The sequence below is a fragment of the Pseudoxanthomonas dokdonensis genome (genome assembly GCF_001431405.1).
In the GTDB taxonomy this organism is placed as follows: domain Bacteria; phylum Pseudomonadota; class Gammaproteobacteria; order Xanthomonadales; family Xanthomonadaceae; genus Pseudoxanthomonas_A; species Pseudoxanthomonas_A dokdonensis.
Map to the genome: position 1 here is coordinate 51,001 of NZ_LDJL01000004.1, position 25,291 is coordinate 76,291.

A 25,291-nucleotide genomic window follows, 5' to 3' on the forward strand; every position below is an offset into this window, starting at 1 on the left:
CTGGCGGCCGCCGGCGGGGTTATCGTTCCATCTCACATTTGTCTCCGCTCGCGTTATTCTGGGGCCGAATGTCCTTGCAACGCGGGAAGCGGATGCCAATCCAACCAGTCCTGACTGACGACAGCGCAGCCAGCCGGTGCCCGGTGGGCATGGACGCGGTCCTGCAGCTGCTGCTGGAATCGCTGCCGGCCGGTGCTGCGTTGGCGCTGTGCTGGCGCGACTGGGCGCTGGGCAGCGGCAGCTGCGCCAGTGACCCGCGCGCGCCGCAGTTGCGGCGACTGGCCGAACGCGCGCTGGCCAACGACGGCGGCGCCAACAGTCATGCCGACGAGCCTGCGCATCCGCGGATGCAGGCGCATGTCTGGGACAGCGTCGATGGCAGTGCGCGGATCGCCCTGGCCGTGCATCGTGGCGATCCCGATGAGGCGGTGTGGCCGGGCTGGTTGCCGCTGGCGCAGGCCCTGATCAACAGCCAGTTGCAGGCCAGCCGCGCCGATGCGCGGGTGGTGAGCCTGGAGAAATCCAAGCGGCTGCAGCAGGCTCTGTACGAAATCGCCGATGTCGCCGGTGCCGACATGGAGATGCAGGACATGCTGCGCCGCGTGCACGCGGTGGTCGGATCGCTGATGTACGCGGAGAACTGCTACATCGTGCAGTACGACGACCAGCGACGCACGGTCCGCTTCCTGTATTTCGCCGATCAGAATGACCCATGGAATGCCGGGCCGGAACACGAGTTCGGCGCCGAGGAAATGGTCAACAGCATGACCTTTGCGCTGTTGCGCCATGGCCAGCCGCTGCGTGGGCCATCCAGCGTGATCCGGCAGAAGCTGGGGGTGGTCCGCGACGCCAGCCACGGCCCCGACAGCCTCGACTGGCTGGGCGTGCCGATGCGCCGTGACGATCGGGTCTGCGGTGCCATCGTCGTGCAGAGTTACGACCGCCCCGGCTGCTACGCCGACGAGGACCGCGCGTTGCTGGGCTACGTCGCCCAGCACATCCTGACCGCACTGGACCGCAAGCACGCCCATGTCGAACTGGAAAACCGGGTCGAGTCGCGTACCCACGAACTGCAGCGCGCCAACCGCGAACTGCAGGCCGAGATCATGGAGCGCAAGCGTTCGGAAAAGCTGCAGAAGGCATTGTTCCGGATCACCGAGCTGGCCATCACCTCGGACACGCTGGAGCACTTCTACGCCGACGTGCACGTGGTCGTCGATGGCCTGCTGGACGCGCGCAACTTCTACATCGCGCTGCTCAGCGACGATGCGCAGATGCTGCAGTTCCCGTATTCGATCGACGAGCGCGACATGATGCGCAAGGCGCGACGGGTCAGCAACGGGTCCACCGAATACGTCATCGCCACCGGCAAGCCGCTGCTGGCCGATCGCGACGGCATCGATGCGCTGGGCCAGCAGGGCGTGATTGTCCAGCATGGTCCTCGCTCGACCAGTTGGCTGGGGGTGCCGTTGTTCCGCGGTGACGAAGTGGTCGGCGCGGTGGTGGTGCAGAGTTACGACGACGACGTCCGCTTCACCCTGCATGACCAGAGCCTGCTGACCTTCGTCGCCCACAACATCGGCATCGGCCTGGCCCGGCAGCGTGCGCAGGAAAACCTGCGCGCCGCCCATGCCGAGCTGGAGCAGCGGGTCGAAGAGCGCACCCGTGAACTGGCCCAGGCCAACACCCAGTTGATGGCGCAGATCAGCGAGCGCCTGCGTGCCGAACAACGGCTGACCCACCAGGCCACCCATGACGCGCTGACCGGCCTGCCCAACCGGCCGCGGCTGCTGGACGGACTGGCGGCGGCGATCGAACAGGCGCGGCAGCATGAAGGCGCATCGTTCGCGGTCATCTTCCTGGATCTGGATCGCTTCAAGCTGGTCAACGACAGCATGGGCCACGCCGCCGGCGATGAGCTGCTGGTGGAAGTGTCGCGGCGGATCACGACGACGGCGCCACCGACGGCACTGGTGTCGCGACTGGGCGGGGACGAATTCGCGATCCTGCTGCCCTGCGGCGAAGGCAGCGAAGACGTCCGCGAGTTCGCCCAGCGTCTGTTGTTCGTGCTGGGCCAGCACATGTGGGTCGGCGGGCGCGAGCTGTTTCCGTCGGCCAGCATCGGCATCGCGCGGTGGCATGCGCGTTACCGCAATGGCGATGAACTGCTGCGCGATGCCGACGCGGCGATGTACCGGGCCAAGGAGGAAGGTCGCGATCGGTATGCAATGTTCGACGAGGAGATGCGCGAGGCGGCCGTGCAGAGCCTGGACCTGGAAGCGGATCTGCGTCGCGCCATCAACCATCGCGACTTCGTTCCGTATTTCCAGCCGATCACCCGCCTGGATGACGGCCAGGTCGTCGGCTACGAGGCACTGCTGCGCTGGCAGCACGAGCGGCGCGGGCTGCTGCTGCCGGCCGAGTTCATCAGCCTGGGCGAGAACAGCGGCCTGATCGAACAGGTCGACTGGCTGCTGTATGAACAGGTGATCGAGCAGGTTGCGCGTGGTGGCGAAGGCTATGTGTCGGTCAATGTATCGCCACGGCACTTCCGTTCGCCGGACTTCGCCGATCGCCTGCTCGGCCTGTGCGACAAGCACGGTGCCGACACCACCCGCTTGCGGGTCGAAATCACCGAAGTGGCATTGCTGGATGACGCGCCACGAACCCTGCGCATGCTGCGCACCCTGCGCCAGCATGGCGTGCTGGCACAGCTGGACGACTTTGGCACCGGTTTCTCGGCCTTGAGCTATCTGCACCGGTTCCCCATTTCGGCATTGAAGATTGACCGCAGCTTCATCGCTGGCATGGGCGAGGACGGCCGGCCGGAAAGCCTGGCACTGGTCCGCGCGATCCTTGCGCTGGCCAGTACCCTGGGCATCGATACGATTGCCGAAGGGGTTGAAACCGACGAGCAGCGCGCGGCCCTGCTGGAGCTTGGTTGCCGCTTTGGCCAGGGCTATCTGCTGGGTCGCCCCGCGGCGAGAATCGGCGGGCTGGTCACGGCCTGAACCACGATCTCTGCCGCATGTCAGCGCGAGGCGCGTGCTGGCTCAGCATCGCGCCGCGCTGTAGCCACCAGGGTCAAGCCCCGGCGTTGCCATGACTCATTCGTCGCCGAGCGTGGCAGTACGTCGCTCCGCCGGTCCGGCAATCGGGTCCGCCAGCGCATGCGCCTGATCAACCAACTGCAGCATCTCGGCGCGCAGGCCGAACGGGTCGCGCCCGCGCGCCGCCCGCGCGGCATCGGCGACATCATTCCAGCGCCACTGGTCGATGTGCGCGCCGCCACGCAGCAGATCCGCATAGGCGGCCACGGCACTGGCGAAGCGGAACGACTCGCTAGGCTGACGGGTCAGGGAGGCAGTGCTGATGGGGGTTTCGATCAGGCGACTGCGCGATTGATCCGGCAGCTTGTAGCGCAGCCGCAGGTGGGCCAGTTCGCTGGTGGAGCCCGTCGGTTCTGCATGGTTGGCGTAGCGCAGGGGCGGCAGGCGCATGGCGCTGGAACCGACCGGGGTTATTTCATAGAGCGCGGTGACCTCGTGGCCGGCACCGATATCGCCGGCATCGACCTTGTCGTTGGAAAAATCCTCATCAGCCAGCAGCCGGTTCTGATAGCCGATCAGGCGATATTCGGCGACCGTGGCCGGATTGAATTCGATCTGGATCTTGACGTCGCGGGCGATGGTCAACAAGGTCGACTGCATTTCGTCGACCAGCACTTTGCGCGCTTCCTGCAAGGTGTCGATATAGGCATGATTGCCATCGCCGACATCGGCCAGCTGTTCGGCCAGTTGATCGTTGTAGTTGCCCTGGCCGAAGCCCAGCGTGGTCAGCGCGATACCGGACTTGCGCTGGTCGGCGACCAGGGTTTCCAGTGCATCCTGCGACACGGTGCCGACATTGAAGTCGCCATCGGTGGCCAGGATGATCCGATTGCTGCCGCCGGCAATGAACGCCTGGCGGGCGGTGGCATAGGCCAGGGCAATGCCGTCGCCGCCATTGGTGCTGCCGCCGGCTTCAAGCCGATCCAGCGCAGCCAGGATGCGCCCGTGCTGGTCGCCTGGGGTTGGCGGCAACACCAGCCCGGCCGAACCGGCATAGACCACGATCGACACCCGGTCCTGCGCGCGCAGCTGCGGTACCAGCAGGGCCAGCGCCTGTTTCAGCAATGGCAGTTTGTCGGTTGCCTGCATCGAGCCGGAGGTGTCCAGCAGCAGGACCAGGTTGGAAGCCGGCAGTGTGCGCTTGTCGACGTCGTAACCCTTGATGCCGATCATCAGCAGTTGTCGTTGCCGGTTCCACGGTGCCGGTGCCAGCTCGGTGGTGACCCGGAACGGTTGTGCCGGCGACGCGGGCGCGGGATGGCCGTAGTCGAAATAGTTGATGAACTCTTCTGCTCGCACGGCATCGGACGGTGGCCGTTGTCCCTGCCGCAGCATCCGCCGGACATTGCTGTAGCTGCCGGTATCGACGTCAATAGAGAAGGTCGACAACGGCTGCTCGCGGGTGCGGTGTACCGGATTGTCCTGCTGTTCGGCGTAGTTTTCGCGATTGACCGCGGCCGGGCCGAGCCAGGTGATGGTCGGCGTCGGCGCATAGTCCGCGACCTTGGCGCGGGCCATGGCGTCGACCGGCCGGGGCTCACTCAACGCCGCCGGGGCCGGCGGTGCAGGCGGCGGTGCCAGCGGCTTGTTGCCTGCGCCGGTTTCAGCGCTGGCATCGACAAGGCTATCGGTGTTGGAGGGCGATGACTGGCAGGCGGCCAGCGTGATCACGAGGGCGGACAAGACACAGATGGGGCGAAGCTGCATGGTGATGCTCCCTGTTGGACAGGGGATCAAACGGACCATGTCCGGCAACGGGGTTGAACCCGTCGTGATTCATCCATGCCGGCTCATTCGACCCGCAGCGTGACCTCGCCATCGACCAGGCGCGCGCTGATCCGGTCGTCGGGCTGCAGCTGGCTGGTCGAACGCACGATGCTGCCGTCGGCGGCGGTGAGGATGGAATAACCGCGGGCAACGGTGGCCAGTGGGCTGACCGCTTCCAGCGAGCGTGCCAATGCCCGCAGGCGCAGGGTGTTGGCCTGCAGTTGCCGGGCGACGGCGGCCTGCGGACGCGGCGCCAGCGCGGCCAGCCGGACTTTCAAGCCATCGACGCGGCGCTGCGGCTGGCAGCTACGCAGCACGATGGCAGCATGGCGCAGACGGGCCAGGCGCTGCTGTTGCTGCTCGCGCCACAGCGCATGCATGCGTTGGCCGGCGGCGTGCTGGCGTTGCTTCAATGCATCCAGTCGGGCCTGTGGTCGCTGTGCGTTCAAGCGCAAGGCGCTGCGGTCGCTGCGTTGATGGTGTTGCTGCAGGCGTTGCCGCATCCACTGCCGCAGCCATTGCCCACGCGCGCGCAGGCGGCCGAGCAGCTCGCGCTGTTCGGGAACCAGCAACTCGGCAGCGGCCGATGGCGTGGGCGCGCGCAGGTCGGCGGCAAAGTCGCTGAGGCTGAAATCGGTCTCGTGGCCGACCGCGCTCACCACCGGCACCGGGCAGGCGGCGATGGCACGGGCCAGTTGCTCGTCGTTGAAGGCCCACAGATCCTCCAGCGAGCCGCCACCGCGGGTCAGCAGGATGGCATCGTAACGGCCACTGCGACCGGCGCGCTGGAGCATGCTGGTCAACTGCGCCGGCGCCGCCTCGCCCTGCACCTGCACCGGCAGGATCTCCACTTCCAGCAGCGGAAAGCGCCGTTGCAGCACGCTGATGACGTCACGCACGGCGGCGCCGGTCGGCGAGGTGATCACCGCCAGCCGCTGCAGGTGGACCGGCAGAGGGCGCTTGCGTTCGGCATCGAACAGGCCTTCGGCAGCCAGCCTGGCCTTGAGCTGGTCGAACGCACGCCGCAATGCGCCTTTGCCGGCTTCTTCCAGATGATCGATGACCAATTGATAGTCACCACGCGCGTCGTACAGGGTCAGGCGACCGCGCGCCATCACCTTCAGTCCTTCTCGCGGCACGAACTTCAGCCACTGGCTCTTCGGCTTGAACATCGCGCAGCGGACCTGCGCGCGCGCGTCCTTGAGGGTGAAGTAGAGATGGCCGGAAGCGGGGCGGGTGACGCCGCCCAGCTCACCTTCCACCCAGATCAGCGGAAACGCACTCTCCAGCAGATCACGGGCCAGAGTGTTGAGCTGGCTGGGGGTAAGGACATCACGATCCTGGTTGATCATCGGCAATCGGTCCGCGTGCGCATGGGCGCGACATTCGGTCGCTGGCGCGGCATCATCGGCAGTGGTTTCATGACCCATTGTATCGAGCCCGGACCGGCATGGCAGCGACACGTTCACCGCATTCCCCGTGGCTGCTGGCCAGCGCCGCGCTGGCCTGGCTGCTGGTCGGCTGCGGCCCGCGCACCGATCCGGCGGCATTCACCCGGGTGCAGCCGTTGCCGCTGTCTGCCGCGGCCGGTGCTGCGCAACCGGACCTGTCGGTCGATGCCGACAACGGATTGCTGCTGAGCTGGGTCGAGCCGGTCGCGGGCGTCGGCGCGGGCAAGCGCCATCGATTGCGCTTCAGTCGCGCCAGCGTCGCCGACGATCTGCAATGGAGCCAGCCACGGACCGTGGCCGAAGGCGATGACTGGTTCGTCAACTGGGCCGATACCCCGCACCTGATCGCCTTGGCGGACGGCACGCTGTGGGCGCACTGGCTGCGCAGTACTGGTCCGTCACCGATGGATTACGGCATTGCGCTGAGTCATTCCAACGATGCTGGCCAGCACTGGTCATCGCCGCAACAAGTGGAGTTGCCAGGCTCAGCCGGTGATCATGGTTTCGTGACCTTCTGGAGGCAGGGTCATCAGCAGCTGGGCATGGCTTGGCTCGACAGCCGGCAGAAGGCCGCTGCGCGCGCCGCCGAAGGCGAGCCGGCGCCAGCCGGCGAACATCATCACGCTACCGGCGCGGCGATGATGCTGCGGGCCGCGACATTCGACGCAGATGGCAGCCGCCAGCAGGAATGGGCGCTGGACGCATCGACCTGCGACTGCTGCACCACCGACTCGGCGACGACGCCAAGCGGCAACGTGGTGGTATATCGCGGCCGCGATGGCGACGAGGTCCGCGACATCCGCCTGCGCCGTTTCGATGGCCAGCGCTGGAGCCCACCGCACACGGTTCATGATGACGGCTGGCGGATCGCCGGGTGCCCGGTCAACGGCCCGGCAGTGGCCGCCGATGGCAATACCCTGTGGGTCGCCTGGTACACCGAGGCCGATGGAGAGCCGGAGGTGCGCATCGCCAGTTCGGACGATGCCGGCGACAGCTTCCAGCCCTTTGTCAGCGTCGCCAAGGGTACGCAGGTGCTGGGTCGAGTCAGCCTGGCTTACCAACAAGGCCATGTATTGCTGGCCTGGTTGCAAGAGGATGAACAAGGCCAGCAACTGCAGTTCACCCGTCTTGATCGGGATCTACAGCAGCCGGTCACGACGGTTGTCGCCAGCTTGGCGGCGCGCGGGCGCGCCAGCGGCATGCCGCGGTTACTGGCGCTGCCGGATATAGCCGTCCTGATCTGGACAGATGTCACATCCAACGCGGACCAGGAACAGGCTGAGCCAGTACTGCGCGCCGCCGTAATCCGCTGAACCAAAAGCGAGCCGTAGAGCGGAGCTTGCTCCGCTGTTGTTGGCACAACAGCCGTAATTTGTCTCTTGATGAATTTTCCAGCGGAGCAAGCTCCGCTCTACGCGAGACCGTGCTGCGACACTGGGTCGCATCGGCAATCCGGTCATACGTCACTACCATGCCGGCACCTGTTGATCCGGATTGCCCTGATGTCCCGTCGCCTGCGCGCCCGCTCACGTTCCCTGGCCACGTCGTTGCTGACCAGCGCTGTTGCGTCCTGCCTGACGCTGACGGCGCAGGCACAGAGCGCCCCGACTGATCAGCAGAAGCAGGCGGTGACCCTGGACCAGATCCAGGTCAGCGCGCAGCGCCTGCCGCTGCAATCACCGGCCAGCGGCGGCACCCGGCTCGATGCCAGCCTGCTGCAAACCCCGGCCTCGGTGATGGTCATCGACCGCCAGTTATTGGATGCACGCAGCGTACGCACCACCCAGGAAGCGCTGTATGCGGTGCCGGGGCTGGTGGTGGCGTCGCCACCAGGCCATGGCAACACGATCAGCTATCGTGGATTTTCCGGCTCGCAGATATCGCAGTTGTTCAATGGCATCGATGTGCAGTACGCGGCCATCGCCGCGCGTCCGGTCGATGCCTGGATGTACGAGCGGGTCGAGGCCATCGGCGGGCCGTCGACGTTCCTGTATGGCGCTGGCGCGATGGGCGGTTCGATCAACTACGTCACCCGGCTGGCACGGCTGGATCGCGACAGCCTCGATGGCATGGCCAGTGTTGCCAGCGACGACACCGTGGTCGTGGCGGCGGGTATCAACAAGCGCCTCGGTGGCGGCCAACGCGGCGGGCAGCAGGGCGACGCCCGCAACGCATTGCGCGCCGATATCAGCTACTCCAGCAGTGACGGCTGGGCGGACAACAATGATCGTGAATCGCTGACCACGGCGCTGTCGCTGGCCAGTGCCTTGTCCGACAACCTGACCCATACGCTGGCGGTGGAATACCAGCATGAAGACAGCGCCCGACCGTACTGGGGCACGCCGGCGCTGCTGTCCGACAGCGGCAAGCTGCAGGTGCTGCCAGGCACCGAGACCGACAACTACAATGTCGGCGATGGCTATTACAAGCAGGATGTGACCTGGTTGCGTTCGTTGCTGGAATGGCGGGCCAGTGAGCGTTCGACCGTGCGCAATACGGCGTACTACTATGACGCACTGCGCGATTACCGCAACGTCGAGAGCTATCGCTTCAACAGCGAGCTCAGCGCGGTGATCCGTTCCGATGCGCTGCTGCAGCGGCATGACCAGCAGCTGTTCGGCAACAAGCTGGAGTGGAGCTACCAGGGCCAGATCGCGGGCCGCTCCTCGCAATCGAATCTGGGCCTGGATCTCAGCTACAACCGGCAGACGCGCTTTCCGTTGTCGTTGCCCGACGATTTCGATGAAGTACCGATTGGCGCGGTCACCCCGGGCAGTTTCTTCGACGTGCCCGGCGCGGCGCAGGTGTTCAATCCACAGCGTACCAATCGCGTGCACACGCAGGCGTTGTTTGCCGAAAACCTGACCGAACTGGGCCAGCAATGGTCGCTGATGAGCGCACTGCGCCACGACTGGATCAGTCTGAACCTGGAAAACCACCAGACCGCCAGCGCCCGCAACCCGGCGCGCTACCAGCATGATTATTCGACCGCCACCGGCCGCATCGCCATCAACCGGATGCTGGCGCCGGGCTGGGCGATGTATCTGCAATACGCCACCGCCGCCGATCCACCTGCCGGCGTGCTCAGCACCGCCAGCTTCAGCAGCGTGCAGGATTTCGATCTGACCCGTGGCCGCCAGTTCGAGCTCGGCAGCAAATGGCAAAGTGCCGATGGGCGGGCCTGGTTGACACTGGCGCTGTACGACATCAGCCGCGAAAACCTGGCCATCTCCGATCCGGACAATCCGGGCCAGACATTGCCGGTCGGCAAGCAGTCCTCATGGGGCGCCGAAGCGGCATTTGCCTGGCAACCGCTGTCGCAGCTGTCGTTGCAGGGCAACCTGGCCTGGGTCGATGCCAGCCTCGACGAGTTCTACAGCGGCAACGTGTCGTATGCCGGCAATCAGCCGGCCAATACCCCGGATACGGTGGCCAACCTGTGGCTGGATTACCAGTGGCAGCCGCGCTGGTCGGCGGGGCTGGATCTGCGCTCGGTGGCGTCACGCTATGCCGACAATGCCAATACCCTGACCAGTGCCGGCTATACCGTCTGGGGCGCGAATCTGCGCTTCACCCCGCAGCCAGGCACCGAGCTGGCCCTGCGACTGCGCAACCTCGGCGACAAGACCTATGTCGCCTATGCGCTGAATGCCAACATGGTCTATCTGGGTGAACCGCGTACGCTGGAGCTGAGCTGGCGGCAATCGTTCTGAAATGGTTGCCGCCGGCGCCAGCGGACTCAATCATCCAGCGGTTTGCGCTCCGGCCCCGGGCGCTTGCCCAGCTTGCGCTGCAGTGAACGCCGGTGCATGCCGAGCAGGCGTGCGGCGGCCGAGATATTGCCATCGGTTTCGGCCAGCGCCTGCTGGATGTGTTCCCATTCCAGCCGGTGCAGGGGGATCATGGTTGCCGGCGTATCCGCCGCGACATCGGCTTGATCGCTGGCGTGATCGCTTGCCGACTCAAGCCCCAGTGCGCGCAGGATCATCTGTGCCGAGGCCGGCTTGGGTAGATAGTCGTCGGCGCCGCGCTTGATCGACTCCACTGCGGTGGCAACGCTGGCATAACCGGTCACCAGCAGGATCCGCATGTCCGCGCGCAGTTGTCGCAGCGGGGTGATCAGTTCCAGTCCCGAGTCTTCACCGAGCTTCAGGTCGATCAGGGCAAAGTCCGGTCGCAATTGGCGTGCCAGGTGCAGCGCACCTGGGCCGTCGCTGGCGATGTGCGTGGACAGCCACCTGCGCGCGAGTACCCGTTGCAGGGTGCTGGCGTACAGCGCGTCATCGTCGACCAGCAGGCCGACCAATCGCCGTCCGCTCGTCGTGGTGCTGGTGGTATCGGTCATGGATGTGCCTTCAAGCCAGCTGCCCGCTGGCGGCCAGCAACGGCAGGCGGAACAGGACCCGGGTACCGCCACTGGCCGCTGATTGCATCTGCATGTGTCCGCCCATCCGTTCGACGGTGGCGTTGGACAGTGCCAGGCCCACGCCCATGCCATCGGGCTTGCTGCTGCGGAACAGCGCGTCGGGCTGATAGGGCAGCGATTCACTGAAGCCGGCGCCGTAATCGCGGACCTCACCGAGCAGCCAGCGCTCCTCGACAGCGAGGGCCACGTCGACCTGGCGGCTGGCCGACTCCAGGCTGGCATCGGCGGCGTTGTTGAGCAGCGCCTGCAGCAGATGGCCGACCGCTGGCTGCACCCGCAACTGCGACGGCAACGCAATCGCGCGCTGCAGCTGGACCGTCGGCCGGATCAGTTGCCAACGGTCGATGACCTGCTGCGGATCGACTGCTGGCTCGGTACCCGGGTCGGCCGAACTGGCCAGGCCGCGAACGCGATCCCGGCAGACATCGATCAAGCCACGCAGGGTGATGGCGTCGCCACGCACCTGCGCACTGTCGCTGAGCTCGGCGATGTCGTCGACCAGCAGGGTCATGGTCGCCAATGGCGTGTTGAGTTCATGCGCCACCGCCGCGGCGTGGGTGGCCAGGGCGACAATGCCCTCGTTGCGGGCGAAACGCTCGCGCAGCATCGCCAGTTCGCGCTCACGCTGGCGCAGCGCGGCGACCAGCCGGGTCGAGAAATACAGCACCACCGCGGCCGACAGCACGAAGTTGACCGCCATTCCCCACAAATGCAGGTTGAAGCCATTGCCATGCGCGTGTGGCAGCGGGATGCCGTAGGCGGCGCTCAAACCGTAGCCCAGCAGGCAGGCGGCGGCGGTCGCCATCACCCAGCCGATCGGCAGGGCCAGGGCCGCGACCGCGATGATCAACAGGAACATCGAGCCGAACGGGTTGCTGATGCCGCCACTGCAGCCGACCAGCCACGCCAGTACCGCCACGTCGACCAGCATGTGCGCGAACGCCCAGCCAGGACGGTCGCCCTGCAGCCGTCGGCTCTGCCAGCCGGCAAACAGATTGAACGCCGCCAGCACCGCGATGCCGGCCCATAGCGGTGCCTGTCGCAGTGGCAGGCCCATCACATGGACCGCCACCAGCACGCTGATGGTCTGGCCGATGATGGCGACCCAGCGCAGGTTGCACAGGGTCCGCAGGAACGTGGGAGGCGCGGGCATGGGCGCGATCCTAGAGCATCGCCACGGCGATGGCCCGCGACAATCCGTCGCAGCAGGTGAACGGCGCCGCGACGGCCTGCTGCCTGGCCGCCAAGACGGTCTAAAATAGGGCATGCCTGACGCCATCACCCGCCCCACGCCTCCTGCCACTGCCGCCGCCTGGTCCCGTCGCGACACCCATCCCGTCAATATCGGCGGTATCTGGGTCGGTGGCGGCAAGCCGGTGGTGGTGCAGTCGATGACCAATACCGACACCGCCGATGTCGCCTCCAGCGTCAGGCAGGTCGCCGATTTGTGGCGCGCCGGCTCGGAGCTGGTGCGGCTGACGGTCAACAACCCGGAGTCGGCGGCGGCCATCCCGCGCATCCGTGAAAAGCTCGACATGATGGGCGTGCCGGTGCCGTTGATCGGTGACTTCCACTACAACGGCCACCAGTTGCTGGCCGCCGAGCCGGCCTGCGCCCAGGCGCTGTCCAAGTACCGCATCAATCCCGGCAATGTCGGTTTCGGCCGCAAGAAGGATCTGCAGTTCGGCCAGCTGATCGAATTCGCCATCCGCTACGACAAGCCGGTCCGCATCGGCGCCAACTGGGGCTCGCTGGATCAATCGCTGGCCGCGCAGCTGATGGATGAAAACTCGCAGCGCGCCGATCCCTGGGATGCCGGCCGGGTACTGCGCGAGGCGCTGATCCGTTCGGCGCTGGATTCGGCGGAAAAAGCCGTTGAAATCGGTTTACCACGTGACCGGATCGTGTTGTCGGCCAAGGTCAGCGGGGTCCAGGAACTGATTGCGGTGTACCGCGATCTGGCCCAGCGCTCGCAGTTCGCGTTGCATCTGGGCCTGACCGAGGCCGGCATCGGCAGCAAGGGCATCGTCGCCTCGTCGGCGGCGCTGGCGGTGCTGATGCAGGAAGGCATCGGTGACACCATCCGCATCTCGCTGACGCCGGAACCGGGCCAGCCACGAACCCAGGAAGTGATCGTCGCCCAGGAACTGCTGCAGACCACCGGTCAACGTGCGTTCACGCCCATGGTCACCGCCTGCCCGGGTTGCGGCCGGACCACGTCGGAATTCTTCCAGGAGCTGGCGAAAGTGGTGCAGAACCACGTGCGCGGCAAGATGCCGGAATGGAAGATCAGCCATCCGGGCGCGGAGAACATGACCCTGGCGGTGATGGGCTGCGTGGTCAACGGGCCCGGCGAGTCGCGCCACGCCAACATCGGTATTTCCCTGCCCGGTACCGGCGAGGCGCCGGCGGCACCGGTGTTCGTCGATGGCGAGAAAAAGCTGACCCTGCGCGGTGACAACATCGCCCAGGAATTCGTTGCCCTGATCGACGAGTACGTCGAAGCCAACTACTCGCGTGTCGCCAGCTGACACCTTGGCCCAGGGCGCGCGCGTCATCATTGCGCTGTTCCGTCGCCATCCGGCGCGGATCGCCCTGCTGTTCATCGGCCTGTTGCTGCCGCTGTGGCTGTTTGCAGAGCTGGCCGATGAAGTCCACGAGCTCGAGGATTTCTATTTCGACGCGCCATTGCTGCATGGTGCTCGTGCCATCGCTGGCCCGTGGCTGGACAGGTTGTTCGTCGGCATTTCCGCGCTGGGCTATCAGTACGGGGTGATTCCGGCCGACGTGCTGGTGGTGCTGGTGCTGCTGGCCAGACGCTACTGGCGCCGCGCCGGCTTCGCCGCGGCCGCGTTCATCGGTTCGGCGCTGCTGAACATCGCCAGCAAACAGTTTTTCCAGCGCGACCGGCCCAGCCTGTGGGAGTCGATCGCACCAGAGACCACCTACAGTTTTCCCAGCGGCCATGCGATGGGTTCAATGACGCTGGCGATGGTGTTGATCCTGCTGGCCTGGCCAACGCGCTGGCGCTGGTGGGTAATGATTGCCGCGCTTGGCTTTACCGTGCTGGTCGGCTTGTCGCGGGTCTACCTGGGCGTGCATTACCCGTCGGACATCCTCGCTGGCTGGGCTGCCGGCATGGCCTGGGTCGTCGGCTTGTACCTGGCGCTGTTCACGCCCAAGAGAAACACCCTCCCTTCATCGTAGAGCGCAGCTTGCTGCGCCGCTCTGCGTGCAGCGTCCAGCCGGTATCTCCCGCCGGGTTTCCAGCGCAGCAAGCTGCGCTCTACGGGCAGGGAGAGCCGCCATCCATGTTTCAGGTGCGATTGCTGTTGTAGAGCGCAGCTTGCTGCGCTGCTCTGCGTGCACCGTCCGCTCGGTATCGCCTGCCGGGTTTCCAGCGCAGCAAGCTGCGCTCTACGGGCAGGGAGAGCCGCCATCCATGTTTCAGGTGCGATTGCTGTTGTAGAGCGCAGCTTGCTGCGCTGCTCTGCGTGCACCGTCCAGCCGATATCGCCTGCCGGGTTTCCAGCGCAGCAAGCTGCGCTCTACGGGCAGGGAGTGCCGCCATCCATATTTCAGGTGTGATTGCTGTTGTAGAGCGCAGCTTGCTGCGCTGCTCTGCGTGCACCGTCCAGCCGATATCGCCTGCCGGGTTTCCAGCGCAGCAAGCTGCGCTCTACGGGGAAACGGGTAGCCGATTATTCGCCTGGTGTCGCCGCTTCACTGACCGCCCGCGATTGCGCGCGCCGTGCCAGCACTGCTTCGCGATGGGCGATATAGGCATTGGCGCCGAGGATGATTGCCGCACCAATCCAGGTCCACAGACCGACGTTTTCGCCAAACCACAGCCAGCCAGCGGTGGCGACCAGCGGCAGCTGCATGAAGCTGATCGGGGTCAATGCCGACACTTCGCCCGGCTTCAAGGCATGGGTCCAGAACACCTGGCCAGCGGTGCCGAACAGCCCGGCGCCCACCACCCACAGCCAGGCGATGCCTTGCGGCCATTGCCAGACCAGCAGCGCCGGCAACAGCGACATCGGCACCCAGAACAGGTAGGTGTACAGGACGATGGTGTTGGCGGCATCGACCCGCGACAGCTGCTTGATCTGGATCGCGACCACGCCACTGAGCACGGCCGCGGTCAGTGCGATCAGGGTACCGGCGGAAAATGACGAAGAACCCGGCTGGACGATGATCAACACACCGATGAAACCGACCGCCACCGCAACCCAGCGGCGCGTGCGCACATGTTCGCCAAGGAACACCGCCGCGGCGATGGTGACGAACACCGGGGTCGAATAGGAAATCGAAATCGCCTGCGCCAGCGGCAGGTGGCCGATCGCCCAGAAGCCACACAGCATCGAGCCGATGCCGATCGCGCAGCGCACGAAATAACGCGGCAGTTGCCGGCTGCGCAGCGACGCCGGGTCCATCCGCATCACCAGCGGCAGTACTGCCAGCAGGCCGAACAGATTGCGGAAGAAGGCGATTTCGAAGGTATGCAGTGATTGCGAGGCCAGGCGGATGGCGATAGCCATGATCCCGAACGACAAGGTGCTGGCCAGCATCAGGCCGGCCGCCTTCATCGGCATCGCCGGTGCCGCGGAATTCACCAGCGGGCGCCGATGATCCGTGGTTCGGGCTCTATTTCGACCCCGAATGCTTCTTCCACCGAGGTTGCGATGCGGCGGCCGATGGACAGCATCTGCGGGCCACTGGCATGACCGTGGTTGACCAGCACCAGGGCGTGGCTGTCGGCGACGCCACCATCGCCTTCGCGGAAGCCTTTCCAGCCGCAGGCGTCGATCATCCAGGCGGCGGAGATCTTGCGGCTGCCGGCATCGGGGCCGGCGAACACCGGCAACGACGGATGCCTGGCCAGCAAGGCGTCGGCCTGTTGCACATCGATGATCGGATTCTTGAAGAAGCTGCCGGCGTTGCCGATCAGCGCCGGGTCCGGCAGCTTGCGCTGGCGGATACGGATCACCGCCTGGGCCACGTCGCTGGCGTTGGGCTGCTGGATGCCCATCGCCTGCAGCTCTTCGCCGATGCCGGCATAGTCCAGTTGCAACGGTGCCTGCCGTGGCAACAGGAACTGCACGCTGGTAACGATGAAGCGGTCGACTTCGCGCTTGAACACGCTGTCGCGATAGGCAAACCCGCAGGCGGCGCGATCAAGTTGCACCCAGCGCTGCTGCTGGCGATCCCAGGCATCGACCTGATGGATGTAGTCGCCGACTTCGCGGCCGTAGGCACCGATGTTCTGGATCGGCGCGGCGCCGACGGTGCCGGGGATCAGGGCCAGGTTTTCCAGCCCGCACAAGCCTTGTTGCAGGCTCCACATCACCAGCTCATGCCAGCCGACGCCGGCATCGACATGGATGCGTACCTTGCCGTCGCGTTCGTCCAGTATCTGCCGCTGGCCACTGCTGAACTGCAGCACCGCGCCGGCTGGATTGCCGGCGAACAGCAGATTGCTGCCACCGCCCAGCACCAGCAGCGGTGCCATCACCGCCTGCGGCAATGACAGCACCCGCGGCAGGGCGGCGGCGTCATCGAGTTCGATCAGCCACGGCGCAACCGCGGCGACGCCGAGCGTGTTGCGGTCATCCAGCGCGACGTCCTGGCGCAGGCGATAGGGCGCCGCACTCATGCAGGTTCGACCGAACCACGGCTGGGCGCTTCGCGCCGACGGCGCATCGCCTCGACGCATTCGCCAATCAGTTCCGGGCCGCGGTAGACCAGCCCGCTGTAGCATTGCACCAGCGATGCACCGGCCGACATCTTGGCCACCGCATCGGCGCCGGACAGAATGCCGCCGACACCTATCAACGGCATGTTGTCGGGCAGGCGGGTGCGCAGGCGGCGCAGCACCGTGGTCGCCTGGCCCATCAACGGCGCGCCGGACAAACCGCCGGTTTCGTTGGCATGGCGATGGTCCTGCACGCTGATCCGCGAGACGGTGGTGTTGGTGGCGATGACGCCGTCCACCGACAGATCGGTCAGCACCCGGGCGACCGCGTCGATGTCTTCATCGGACAGGTCCGGTGCCACCTTGACCAGCATCGGCACCCGTTTGCCGTGTTGCGCGCCCAACGACTCCTGGCGTTCGCGCAGGCTGCCGATCAACTGTCGCAGTGCCTGTTCTTCCTGCAGCTCGCGCAGGCCGGCGGTATTGGGCGAGGAGATGTTGATGGTGATGTAGTCGGCCAGCGGATAGACCCGCTCCAGGCAGTAAAGGTAGTCATCGGCGGCGCGCTCGTTGGCGGTGTCCTTGTTCTTGCCGATGTTGATGCCCAGCAGGCCGCTCTTGCGTTGCGCACGCTCGACATTGCGCACCAGCGCGTCGACGCCCTGGTTGTTGAAGCCGAGCCGGTTGATGACCGCGCGATGGTGCGAGAGCCGGAACATCCGCGGGGTCGGATTACCCGCCTGCGGTCGCGGGGTGACCGTGCCGATTTCGACAAAGCCGAAACCCAGCGCCAGCAGCGCGTCGATATGTTCGCCGTTCTTGTCCAGGCCCGCGGCCAGCCCGACCGGATTGGGAAACTGCAGGCCAAGCACCCGGGTCGGCATCGGCGTCACTGCCGGTGCCAGCAACGGCAGGGCGCCGCTGCGGTAGGCCAGTTCGATGCCCTTGAGGCCAAGGCCATGGGCGCGCTCGGCATTGAAGGCGAACAACAGGGGACGTGCTAGCGAATACATGTCAGGCGGGGGTTCCGACAAAGATGCGGGTGTCGTATTTCAGGTCGACCAGGCCATCGACGGCGGTCTGCTCGTATAACCCGTGCAGGACGGCAAGCATGGCGTCGTGGCGCGGGTGGCCGGGCGGGCGGGGGAGCATAGGAGGATGACAGCAGGCGGCCACGCAGGCCATCGAAATCGAGCAGCTGGTGATTGTCGAAACTGGCCATGCCACGCAATCCATCACCGAGCCACTCGCACATGCTGACGTCATCGGGATAGCGCTCGGCGACCGAGGCGTAATCGCTGCCATAGTCGCGCAACAGCGCTTCGTAGCCTTCCAGGAAGGCGCTGCCGGTGACTGGGCGGCTGTTCCAGAACACCACCATCAGTCCGTCCGGTTTCAGGATGCGCTGCCATTCGCGCTTCACCGCCGCCTTGTCGAACCAGTGGAAAGCCTGTGCCGCACTAACCACGTCGACGCTGGCATCGGCCAGGGTGGTGGCCTCGGCGCTGCCATCAACGGCGCTGAAGCCGGGGTGGCCTGCCAGGGCCTCTACCGCCGCCGCGCGCATTGCCGCATTCGGCTCGACCGCGACCACCGGATGCCCGGCCTGCAGGAACAGCTGCGAGGAAATGCCGGTACCGGCGCCGATGTCGGCGACCACATCGCCTGCTTTCATGCCCTGGGTGGCATACAGCCACGGCAGCAACTGGGCCGGGTAACCGGGCCGGTAGCGCACGTAATCCGCTACCCGGTTACTGAAGCGTTCGGTGGGGGCATCCGCGCTCATGTCGTCGGCAGTTCCGGAAATATCCGTGCAAGTTTAAACAACCACGCCGCAGCATGTCAGTGCCGGCAGGCCGGCAAACGCATCCGGCCGCCCCGAAACGGAGCGGCCGGATGGGTCACTGGTGCGGGCAATACCCGCCGGAAGGCGGGAAAAAGCCGTTACAGGTCGAATTTGATGCCCTGCGCCAGCGGCAGCGAATCCGAATAGTTGATGGTGTTGGTCTGCCGGCGCATGTAGGCCTTCCAGGCGTCGGAGCCGGATTCGCGGCCACCGCCGGTTTCCTTTTCGCCACCAAACGCGCCGCCGATTTCGGCGCCGCTGGTGCCGATGTTGACGTTGGCGATGCCGCAGTCACTGCCGGCTGCCGACAGGAACTGCTCGGCGGCTTTCAGGTTCTGGGTGAAGATCGCCGACGACAGGCCTTGCGGCACCGCGTTCTGCATCTCGATCGCCTCATCCAGGGTCTTGTACTTCATCACGTACATGATCGGCGCAAAGGTCTCGTGCTGGACAATTTCGTCGGCATTGCTGAGGCCGCTGATGATGGTCGGCAGGACGAAATTGCCCGGCCGGTCGATGGCGGTGCCACCGGTTTCGACCTTGCCGCCGCTGGCCTTGGCCTTGGCCACCGAATCCAGGAACTGCTGTACCGCGGCCGGGCTGTTGAGCGGGCCCATCAGGTTGCTGGGGTCGGTCGGGTCGCCAATCTTGCCTTCGACCTGCTTGTAGGCTTTGACCAGCGTCGCCAGCACGTCGTCGTAAATCGCTTCATGGACCAGCAGGCGGCGGGTGCTGGTGCAGCGCTGGCCGCAGGTGCCGACGGCGCCGAACACGATTCCCGGCACCGCCAGTTTGAGGTCGGCCGATTCGTCGAGGATGATCGCGTTGTTGCCGCCCAGTTCCAGCAGGCTGCGGCCCATGCGGCGGGCCACGCGCTCACCGACGGTGCGGCCGACGGCGGTGGAACCGGTGAAGCTGATCAGCGGGATGCGCTTGTCATCGACAAACTTCTCGGCCAGCTCGGTGCCGGCGTCGTTGATCAGGAAGAAGATGTCCGGGAAGCCGGCGGCCTTCAGCGCTTCGTTGCAGATCTTGATGCTGGCGATGGCGGTCAGCGGGGTCTTGTTGGACGGCTTCCAGATGCAGATGTCGCCACAGACTGCGGCCAGGCAGGCATTCCACGCCCACACCGCGACCGGGAAGTTGAACGCACTGATGATGCCGACCAGGCCCAGCGGCTGGTACTGCTCGTACATGCGGTGGCCAGGGCGCTCCGAATGCATGGTGTAGCCATACAACATGCGCGACTGGCCGACGGCGAAATCGGCAATGTCGATCATTTCCTGCACTTCGCCATCGCCTTCGGGCTTGCTCTTGCCCATTTCCAGCGCTACCAGCGAACCCAGCGCGTCCTTGTGCTTGCGCAGTGCTTCGCCGCACAGGCGGATGGCCTCGCCACGGCGCGGGGCCGGGGTCGTGCGCCAGATCTTGAACGCTTCCTGCGCCCGCGCCACCACGGTTTCATAGTCAGCCGCACTGGTCGCATGGACTTCGGCGATGACCTCGTTGGTGGTCGGATTGATCGACTGCAGGGTGCCAGCCTCGGTGCTGGTGGACCATTCGTCCCGGCCCAGATAGGTGCCGGAATTGGTTTTGCCGAGGCCAAGAGCCTTGAAAATGTCTGCGGTCATGTATTACTCCAGAAAAACGGGTTCGGGCGCGGCTAGCCGGCGCCGGAGGAACCCCGATTTTAGCAGACCGGCCGGTCCAACCCGACCCCGCCCATGGCTGCGAGCCGGCAGCCGGGCACGCGGACGTGGGCTGCCGACAGTGATCGGCGCCGGCAGCGGGACTCGAACGGGATCTGCCGCACAAGCCAGCGTGGCCGGCCGCGTAGCGGGCAATGGCGCCGATGGTGACCCCGAGTGGATTCGAACCACTGACCTTCCCCTTAGGAGGGGGACGCTCTATCCAGCTGAGCTACGGGGCCGAGGGCGGGCATTCTCGCATGATTGGCTCGAACCGCGCAGCGGGCCGGGGCTGGGGCTGACGCCAGACGATTGCGGCGGCGTCCGAGGATGGCAGTGTTGGGAAAAGCCCGGTCCGACCGCGCGACCGCCGCGGCATGTGGCCGCAGCGCGAATGATGGACTGTCAATGTGACGCGGAGATGGCCTATCTTGCCATTGCCCGTCGACGTCGCTTGCTGCGCGGCTCAACGCATTCAATATCTGAACTATTACACCTCATTCGAGGACGAAAGCGTGCGGAAACCTGTCTCGTTTGCGGTCATATTGCTGGTTCTGGCCGCTTGCAGCGATCCACCGCCGGTCTCACCTGTCCAATCCGGGCTGACCCAGGCTGACTCGGTTGCCGCATCGGCAAAGGTCTCGGCGTCGACCGACCAGCGTGGCAATGGCTTGCCCTATGAAATCATCGGAAGCCAGGTCTGGGATGTACCGGACCCGGTATCGGGGCGGGACTACCAGGTGTTCGTGGCGTTGCCGGCATCGTATGCCGATGAGCCAGATCGTCGCTATCCGGTGATGTACGTTACCGATGCTGCCTATGCGTTTCCGCTGATCAAGCAGATCGCAAGGCGCTTGAATGGCGAGGGCCCGGCAATCGAGGAATTCATCCTGGTCGGACTGTCCTACGCCGTGGGCGAGGCGGGCATGCCGAGCCGGCGTCGGGACTACACGCCTACGCCAGCAGGCGCCAGCGGAGCGCCAGACGACGCGGTGCATGGACAGAGCGAGGCCTACATTGCCTATCTGCGCGACAACGTCCTGCCGTTCGTGGCGAAGCGATTCCGGACCGATGAGCAGCAACGCCTGTTGCTCGGCCACTCCTACGGCGGATTGCTCGCCACTCAGGTCCTGTTGACGCAACCACGATTGTTCACCGGCTATGTGCTGGGCAGCCCCTCCTACTGGTACGACCATCGTGTCATGGAGCAGTTTGAACAGCGCTATGCCGATGCGCATGACGATTTGCCCGCATCGGTCTATATCTATGTGGGCGAATACGAACAACGCAGGTTCGGCAAAACCTACGACATGGTGTCGGATGCCCGGCGCATGGCCAACAATCTGCGTTCACGCCGGTATCCATCGCTGCAGCTCCAGCTGGACGTGCTCGCTGACGAAGACCATCTCAGCGTGGCCCCCCGTGGTTTCACCCACGGGCTGAAGTACCTGCTGGGGGTCAAGCAGTAACACCCATGCGCCGGCAGCCACGATCAGGTATGTCGTCGTGAGGCAAAAGATGGAGAGACGTCATGGAAGTCAGGAAGATTGCTTTGTTGTGGGTTGCCGCGATGGCTTCAAGTGCTTTTGGAATGCAACCGCAACGTTCAGCTTTTCTCGAGTCGGTGCAGGACATTGACTTGGAAATAAAGTCGTATCAGAAAATGACCGGTGCGCCAGCGGATGTGGCAAGGATCGAGCTGGCGAAACAGGATCTATTGCCAGAGGCGGAACTGGATGCCATCAGGGCCGAGTTCGATAGCAGATTCGCGGGTCTCTACTGGAGTGACTATCCGAACCAGGCAATCAATGTTCGATTGACCGGACAGCAAAGCGTGGTTCCCAGAACGCTGACAACGGCAGCTGGGCCGGTGAAAGTAATCTTTTACACGGGTGCGGCAGAAACGCTACAGCAAACGCGGCAGCGAATAGATGCGGCGATGGACGGGCTGGCTCAAGCATTGCCGGGGATGGAGGGTTATGGGATAGATCAAAGGACGGGCGTGGTCAATATCGACATCATTTCAGTCGATGGTGATGCTGTTGTCTATGAAGCTGAGAGGGCTGCCGTGGAAAAACTCCTGGGCGCGCCGGTGAAATTTACAGTTTCAGAGCGCTCGACAGAGCGAGAGTCGGGCATGATGGGTGGGGATGCACCTTCTGGTTGAAGCGTGGCCTTGTGGTGGGGTTCAACAGAATTATGGAGGTGGGGGTTTAGCGGCTGCACAGCAGGGTTACTGTCAAAGCCATTGCCGGGGACTGTGCGAGAGCGATTGTCATGCCCATCGATCGGGTCACCAGGGTCGGGCTGCAAATACTCCAGGGCAGCTGCGATGCACGACGGCAGCATCCATGCAGATTCAACGAGTTGGAGCGCGCCCGGGAATAGCCGGCGACGCGGTTGTTTATCTGCCGCCGGAAGGAGACGTTTCGTTCGGGCAGTATCGACGCATGCTGGCTGCGGGTTCCGATGCTTGTGGGCATGAGGGTCGGTAATACCGGGTGGTTTCCCCTGCAACCATCCATTGCCGCATCGCAGCACTTGACAGGGCTGGCCGTCATCGTGTCATCTACGGGCATGCATACCACCGCCTACCAGCGAGCAGACCATTGCCAGCCGACGATTGCGTCGGCCGCTGCTGTGCGGGCAGGTTGCATGACCACCATCATTACCACCATTACCCGGACTTCCCGGGTGCGGCTGGTTGTGTTCGCGTAACCACGCAGACCACGGCCCCGCACCCGAATCAGGATGCGGGGCGACCCCACCTGATGACGCGCGCGGGGCCTCACCCATGAGGCTCAAGGTTCCATGTCGTCCAGCGCAGCAGAAGTCGAAAAACCGGTAGCAGTCACCGTCGTCCACAAGTTCGGCGGCACTTCGGTCGCCGATGCCGAACGCTATCGCCACGTCGCCCAGCTGCTGCTGGCGCGCGACGAGCAGACCCAGGTCACGGTGGTGTCGGCGATGAAAGGCGTTACCGATGCCTTGATCGAGGTCGCGCGCGGTGCCGCCGCCGACGATCAGGACTGGCGCGAGCGCTGGCATGCGCTGCGTGGCCGCCATCGTGGCGCCGCGGTCGCCCTGCTTGGCGAGCACGCCGGCCCGACCCTGGAATGGCTGGAGGAACGCTTCCAGAACCTGTCCGAGGTACTCACCGCGCTGTCGGTGATTGGCGAACTGCCGCGCGAGGTACTGGACCGGGTGCAGGGCATGGGCGAGGTGTTTTCAGCGCAATTACTGGGCAATCACCTGAGCGTGCTTGGCGAGGATTGCGCGGTGCTGGACGCGCGCGAGGTGCTGGTGGTCGGCAGCAGTGACCTGGGTGTCGATGTCGATTGGCAGGCCAGCGCCGAGCGCCTGGCCCGTTGGCGCCAGCAGCATCCGCAGCAGCGCATCGTCGCCACCGGCTTTGTTGCCCGTGACCGCAACGACCGCATCACCACCCTGGGCCGCAATGGCAGCGATTACAGCGGGGCGATTTTCGCGGCGCTGTTCAATGCCCAGGAACTGCATATCTGGACCGACGTCGATGGGGTGTTGTCGGCGGATCCACGGGTGGTGTCCGAAGCGGTGCAGTTGCAGACCCTGAGCTACGACGAAGCCTGCGAGCTGGCTTATTTCGGCGCCAAGGTGGTACACCCGCAGACGATGTCGCCGGCGATCGAGCGTGGCCTGCCGATCATCATCCGCAATACGTTCCAGCCGGATCATCCCGGCACCCGGATCAGCGCCGACAGCCAGGCCTCGGGGCCGGTCAAAGGTTTGACCCTGAGTCCGGATCTGGCGGTGCTCAATCTGGAAGGCACCGGCCTGATGGGTGTGCCGGGTACTGCCGAACGGGTATTTGCCGCCTTGCGCGATGCGAGGGTGTCGGTGGTGATGATCTCGCAGGGTTCGTCCGAACACTCGATCTGCTGCGTGGTCCGCCAGGCTGAAGCGTCGCGCGCCCGTGATGCACTGCTGCATGCGTTCGCCCACGAATTGTCGATGGGCCAGATCCAGCGCGTGCAGCTGACCTCCGATGTCAGCGTGCTGGCGGCGGTCGGTGACGGCATGGCCGGGCAACCGGGCGTGGCCGCACGCTTGTTCGAGTCACTGGGGCGGGCGCGGGTCAATATCCTGGCCATCGCCCAGGGCTCTTCCGAGCGCAATATCTCGGTGGCGATCGACAGTGCCGACGCGACCAAGGCATTGCGTGCCGCGCATGCCGGTTTCTGGTTGTCGCCGCAGACGTTCTCGATCGGGGTGATTGGCCCGGGCAATGTCGGTGCGGCCTTCATTGAACAGTTGCGCGCCGCCCAGCCGCAGTTGCTGGACAAGGCCAATCTGGATCTGCGCCTGCGCGGCATTGCCTCCAGCACCCGCATGCTGCTGCGCGACCGCAACATCGGCGCCGACTGGAAGCAGGAGATGGCCAGCAGCAACAGCCAGGTCGATCTGGATGCATTTGCCGCGCACCTGCTGTCGGCGCACCTGCCGCATGCGGTAATCGTCGATTGCAGCGCCAGTCCGGCGGTGGCCGACCGCTACGCCGACTGGCTGGCAGCCGGCATCCACGTGGTCACTCCCAACAAGCAGGCCGGTGCCGGCGATCAACAGCGCTATGACGCGATCCGCGCGGCGGCGACCAGCAGCGGTGCGCGCTTCCGTTACGAGGCCACCGTATGTGCCGGCCTGCCGGTGATATCGACACTGCGTGACCTGTGCGATACCGGTGACCGCATCACCTCGATACAGGGCATTTTTTCCGGCACGCTGGCCTGGTTGTTCAATCGCTTCGACGGCAGCGTGCCGTTCTCGCGGCTAGTCACCGATGCGCGTGGCATGGGCTATACCGAGCCGGATCCGCGTGATGATCTGTCCGGCACCGACGTTGCCCGCAAACTGGTGATCCTGGCCCGTGAGGCAGGGCGCGAGCTGACCCTGGACCAGGTCAAGGTCGAAAGCCTGGTCCCGGCCAGCCTGCAACAGGCCAGCGTCGATGATTTCATGGCCCGCCTGGATGAGGTCGATGCCGCGTTCGGCGAGCGGCTGGCCAACGCCAATGACAATGGACAAGTGCTGCGTTACGTCGCCCAACTCGACGCCGATGGCAATGCCAGCGTCGGCCTGGTGGCGATGGCGCGCAGCCATGCGTTCGCCAATCTGCGCGAAACCGACAATATCGTCCAGTTCACCACCCGCCGCTACTGCGATAATCCGCTGATCGTGCAAGGGCCGGGCGCCGGTCCTGAAGTCACCGCGGCAGGCGTGTTCGCGGATCTATTGCGAGTCGCCGCGGGGCGGGGGGCAAAGTTGTGAGTGG

The 25,291-nt window shown here is 65.2% G+C and carries 16 protein-coding genes, 1 tRNA gene and 1 pseudogene; 8 read left to right on the forward strand and 10 right to left on the reverse strand.

The genetic code is table 11. The annotated features are described in order from the left end of the window. Positions 1–149: 149 nt before the first annotated feature. Positions 150–3,011, forward strand: a complete 2,862-nt coding sequence (locus tag ABB29_RS03330) for a bifunctional diguanylate cyclase/phosphodiesterase (RefSeq protein ID WP_157062479.1) — start codon at positions 150–152, stop codon at positions 3,009–3,011. Between the two features lie 96 nt (positions 3,012–3,107). Here the strand turns inward: ABB29_RS03330 and ABB29_RS03335 are convergent, their stop codons facing one another. After that, positions 3,108–4,817 (reverse strand): vWA domain-containing protein, encoded by a 1,710-nt coding sequence (locus ABB29_RS03335; protein ID WP_057657208.1) that lies wholly within the window; start codon positions 4,815–4,817, stop codon positions 3,108–3,110. Positions 4,818–4,900: 83 nt separating this feature from the next. Continuing rightward, positions 4,901–6,229: an exodeoxyribonuclease VII large subunit gene (xseA, locus tag ABB29_RS03340; protein ID WP_057657523.1), complete on the reverse strand. Its 1,329-nt coding sequence runs from the start codon at positions 6,227–6,229 to the stop codon at positions 4,901–4,903. A 98-nt stretch (positions 6,230–6,327) separates the two neighbouring features. On the opposite strand from xseA, the gene ABB29_RS03345 reads away from it, so the two are divergent. Both ABB29_RS03345 and ABB29_RS03350 read left to right on the forward strand, forming a co-directional pair. Then, positions 6,328–7,641, forward strand: coding sequence for a sialidase family protein (locus ABB29_RS03345; RefSeq protein WP_057657209.1), 1,314 nt, complete (start codon positions 6,328–6,330; stop codon positions 7,639–7,641). Between the two features lie 189 nt (positions 7,642–7,830). Further along, a complete protein-coding gene (locus ABB29_RS03350) occupies positions 7,831–10,041 on the forward strand; it encodes a TonB-dependent receptor (protein ID WP_170185840.1) in 2,211 nt (736 codons plus the stop codon). 26 nt (positions 10,042–10,067) lie between these two features. Here ABB29_RS03350 and ABB29_RS03355 read toward each other — a convergent pair whose 3' ends face one another. Next, a complete protein-coding gene (locus ABB29_RS03355; protein ID WP_057657211.1) occupies positions 10,068–10,673 on the reverse strand; it encodes a response regulator transcription factor in 606 nt (201 codons plus the stop codon). Between the two features lie 10 nt (positions 10,674–10,683). Next, complete coding sequence (locus tag ABB29_RS03360) at positions 10,684–11,907, reverse strand: ATP-binding protein (protein WP_057657212.1); 1,224 nt, start codon at positions 11,905–11,907, stop codon at positions 10,684–10,686. A gap of 112 nt (positions 11,908–12,019) precedes the next feature. Between ABB29_RS03360 and ispG the strand changes: the two genes are divergently transcribed. Both ispG and ABB29_RS03370 read left to right on the forward strand, forming a co-directional pair. Next, on the forward strand, positions 12,020–13,285 hold the full coding sequence (ispG, locus tag ABB29_RS03365; protein WP_057657213.1) for a flavodoxin-dependent (E)-4-hydroxy-3-methylbut-2-enyl-diphosphate synthase: 1,266 nt from the start codon (positions 12,020–12,022) through the stop codon (positions 13,283–13,285). A 4-nt stretch (positions 13,286–13,289) separates the two neighbouring features. Further along, entirely contained in the window at positions 13,290–13,961 is a 672-nt protein-coding gene (locus ABB29_RS03370; RefSeq protein WP_057657524.1) for a phosphatase PAP2 family protein, read from the forward strand. A gap of 494 nt (positions 13,962–14,455) precedes the next feature. Here ABB29_RS03370 and ABB29_RS03375 read toward each other — a convergent pair whose 3' ends face one another. From ABB29_RS03375 to ABB29_RS03400, 6 genes and pseudogenes are all read right to left on the reverse strand, one after another. Continuing rightward, entirely contained in the window at positions 14,456–15,343 is an 888-nt protein-coding gene (locus ABB29_RS03375) for a DMT family transporter (protein WP_057657525.1), read from the reverse strand. A 23-nt stretch (positions 15,344–15,366) separates the two neighbouring features. Next, positions 15,367–16,410 (reverse strand): UDP-N-acetylmuramate dehydrogenase, encoded by a 1,044-nt coding sequence (gene murB, locus ABB29_RS03380; protein WP_057657214.1) that lies wholly within the window; start codon positions 16,408–16,410, stop codon positions 15,367–15,369. Beyond that, positions 16,407–17,462, reverse strand: coding sequence for a quinone-dependent dihydroorotate dehydrogenase (locus tag ABB29_RS03385; RefSeq protein ID WP_057657215.1), 1,056 nt, complete (start codon positions 17,460–17,462; stop codon positions 16,407–16,409). Before ABB29_RS03385 ends, murB begins: the two co-directional genes overlap by 4 nt. A 1-nt stretch (position 17,463) precedes the next feature. Next, positions 17,464–18,235 (reverse strand): annotated as a pseudogene (locus ABB29_RS03390) (class I SAM-dependent methyltransferase). A 158-nt stretch (positions 18,236–18,393) separates the two neighbouring features. Further along, positions 18,394–19,926 (reverse strand): L-piperidine-6-carboxylate dehydrogenase, encoded by a 1,533-nt coding sequence (gene amaB / locus ABB29_RS03395; RefSeq protein ID WP_057657216.1) that lies wholly within the window; start codon positions 19,924–19,926, stop codon positions 18,394–18,396. Between the two features lie 222 nt (positions 19,927–20,148). Further along, positions 20,149–20,225: transfer RNA gene (locus ABB29_RS03400), tRNA-Arg, on the reverse strand. A gap of 303 nt (positions 20,226–20,528) precedes the next feature. On the opposite strand from ABB29_RS03400, the gene ABB29_RS03405 reads away from it, so the two are divergent. From ABB29_RS03405 to thrA, 3 genes are all read left to right on the forward strand, one after another. Next, entirely contained in the window at positions 20,529–21,452 is a 924-nt protein-coding gene (locus tag ABB29_RS03405) for an alpha/beta hydrolase (protein ID WP_057657217.1), read from the forward strand. Positions 21,453–21,514: 62 nt separating this feature from the next. Beyond that, on the forward strand, positions 21,515–22,150 hold the full coding sequence (locus ABB29_RS03410) for a hypothetical protein (protein WP_057657218.1): 636 nt from the start codon (positions 21,515–21,517) through the stop codon (positions 22,148–22,150). 644 nt (positions 22,151–22,794) lie between these two features. Next, positions 22,795–25,287: a bifunctional aspartate kinase/homoserine dehydrogenase I gene (thrA, locus tag ABB29_RS03420; RefSeq protein WP_057657220.1), complete on the forward strand. Its 2,493-nt coding sequence runs from the start codon at positions 22,795–22,797 to the stop codon at positions 25,285–25,287. Positions 25,288–25,291: the final 4 nt, after the last annotated feature.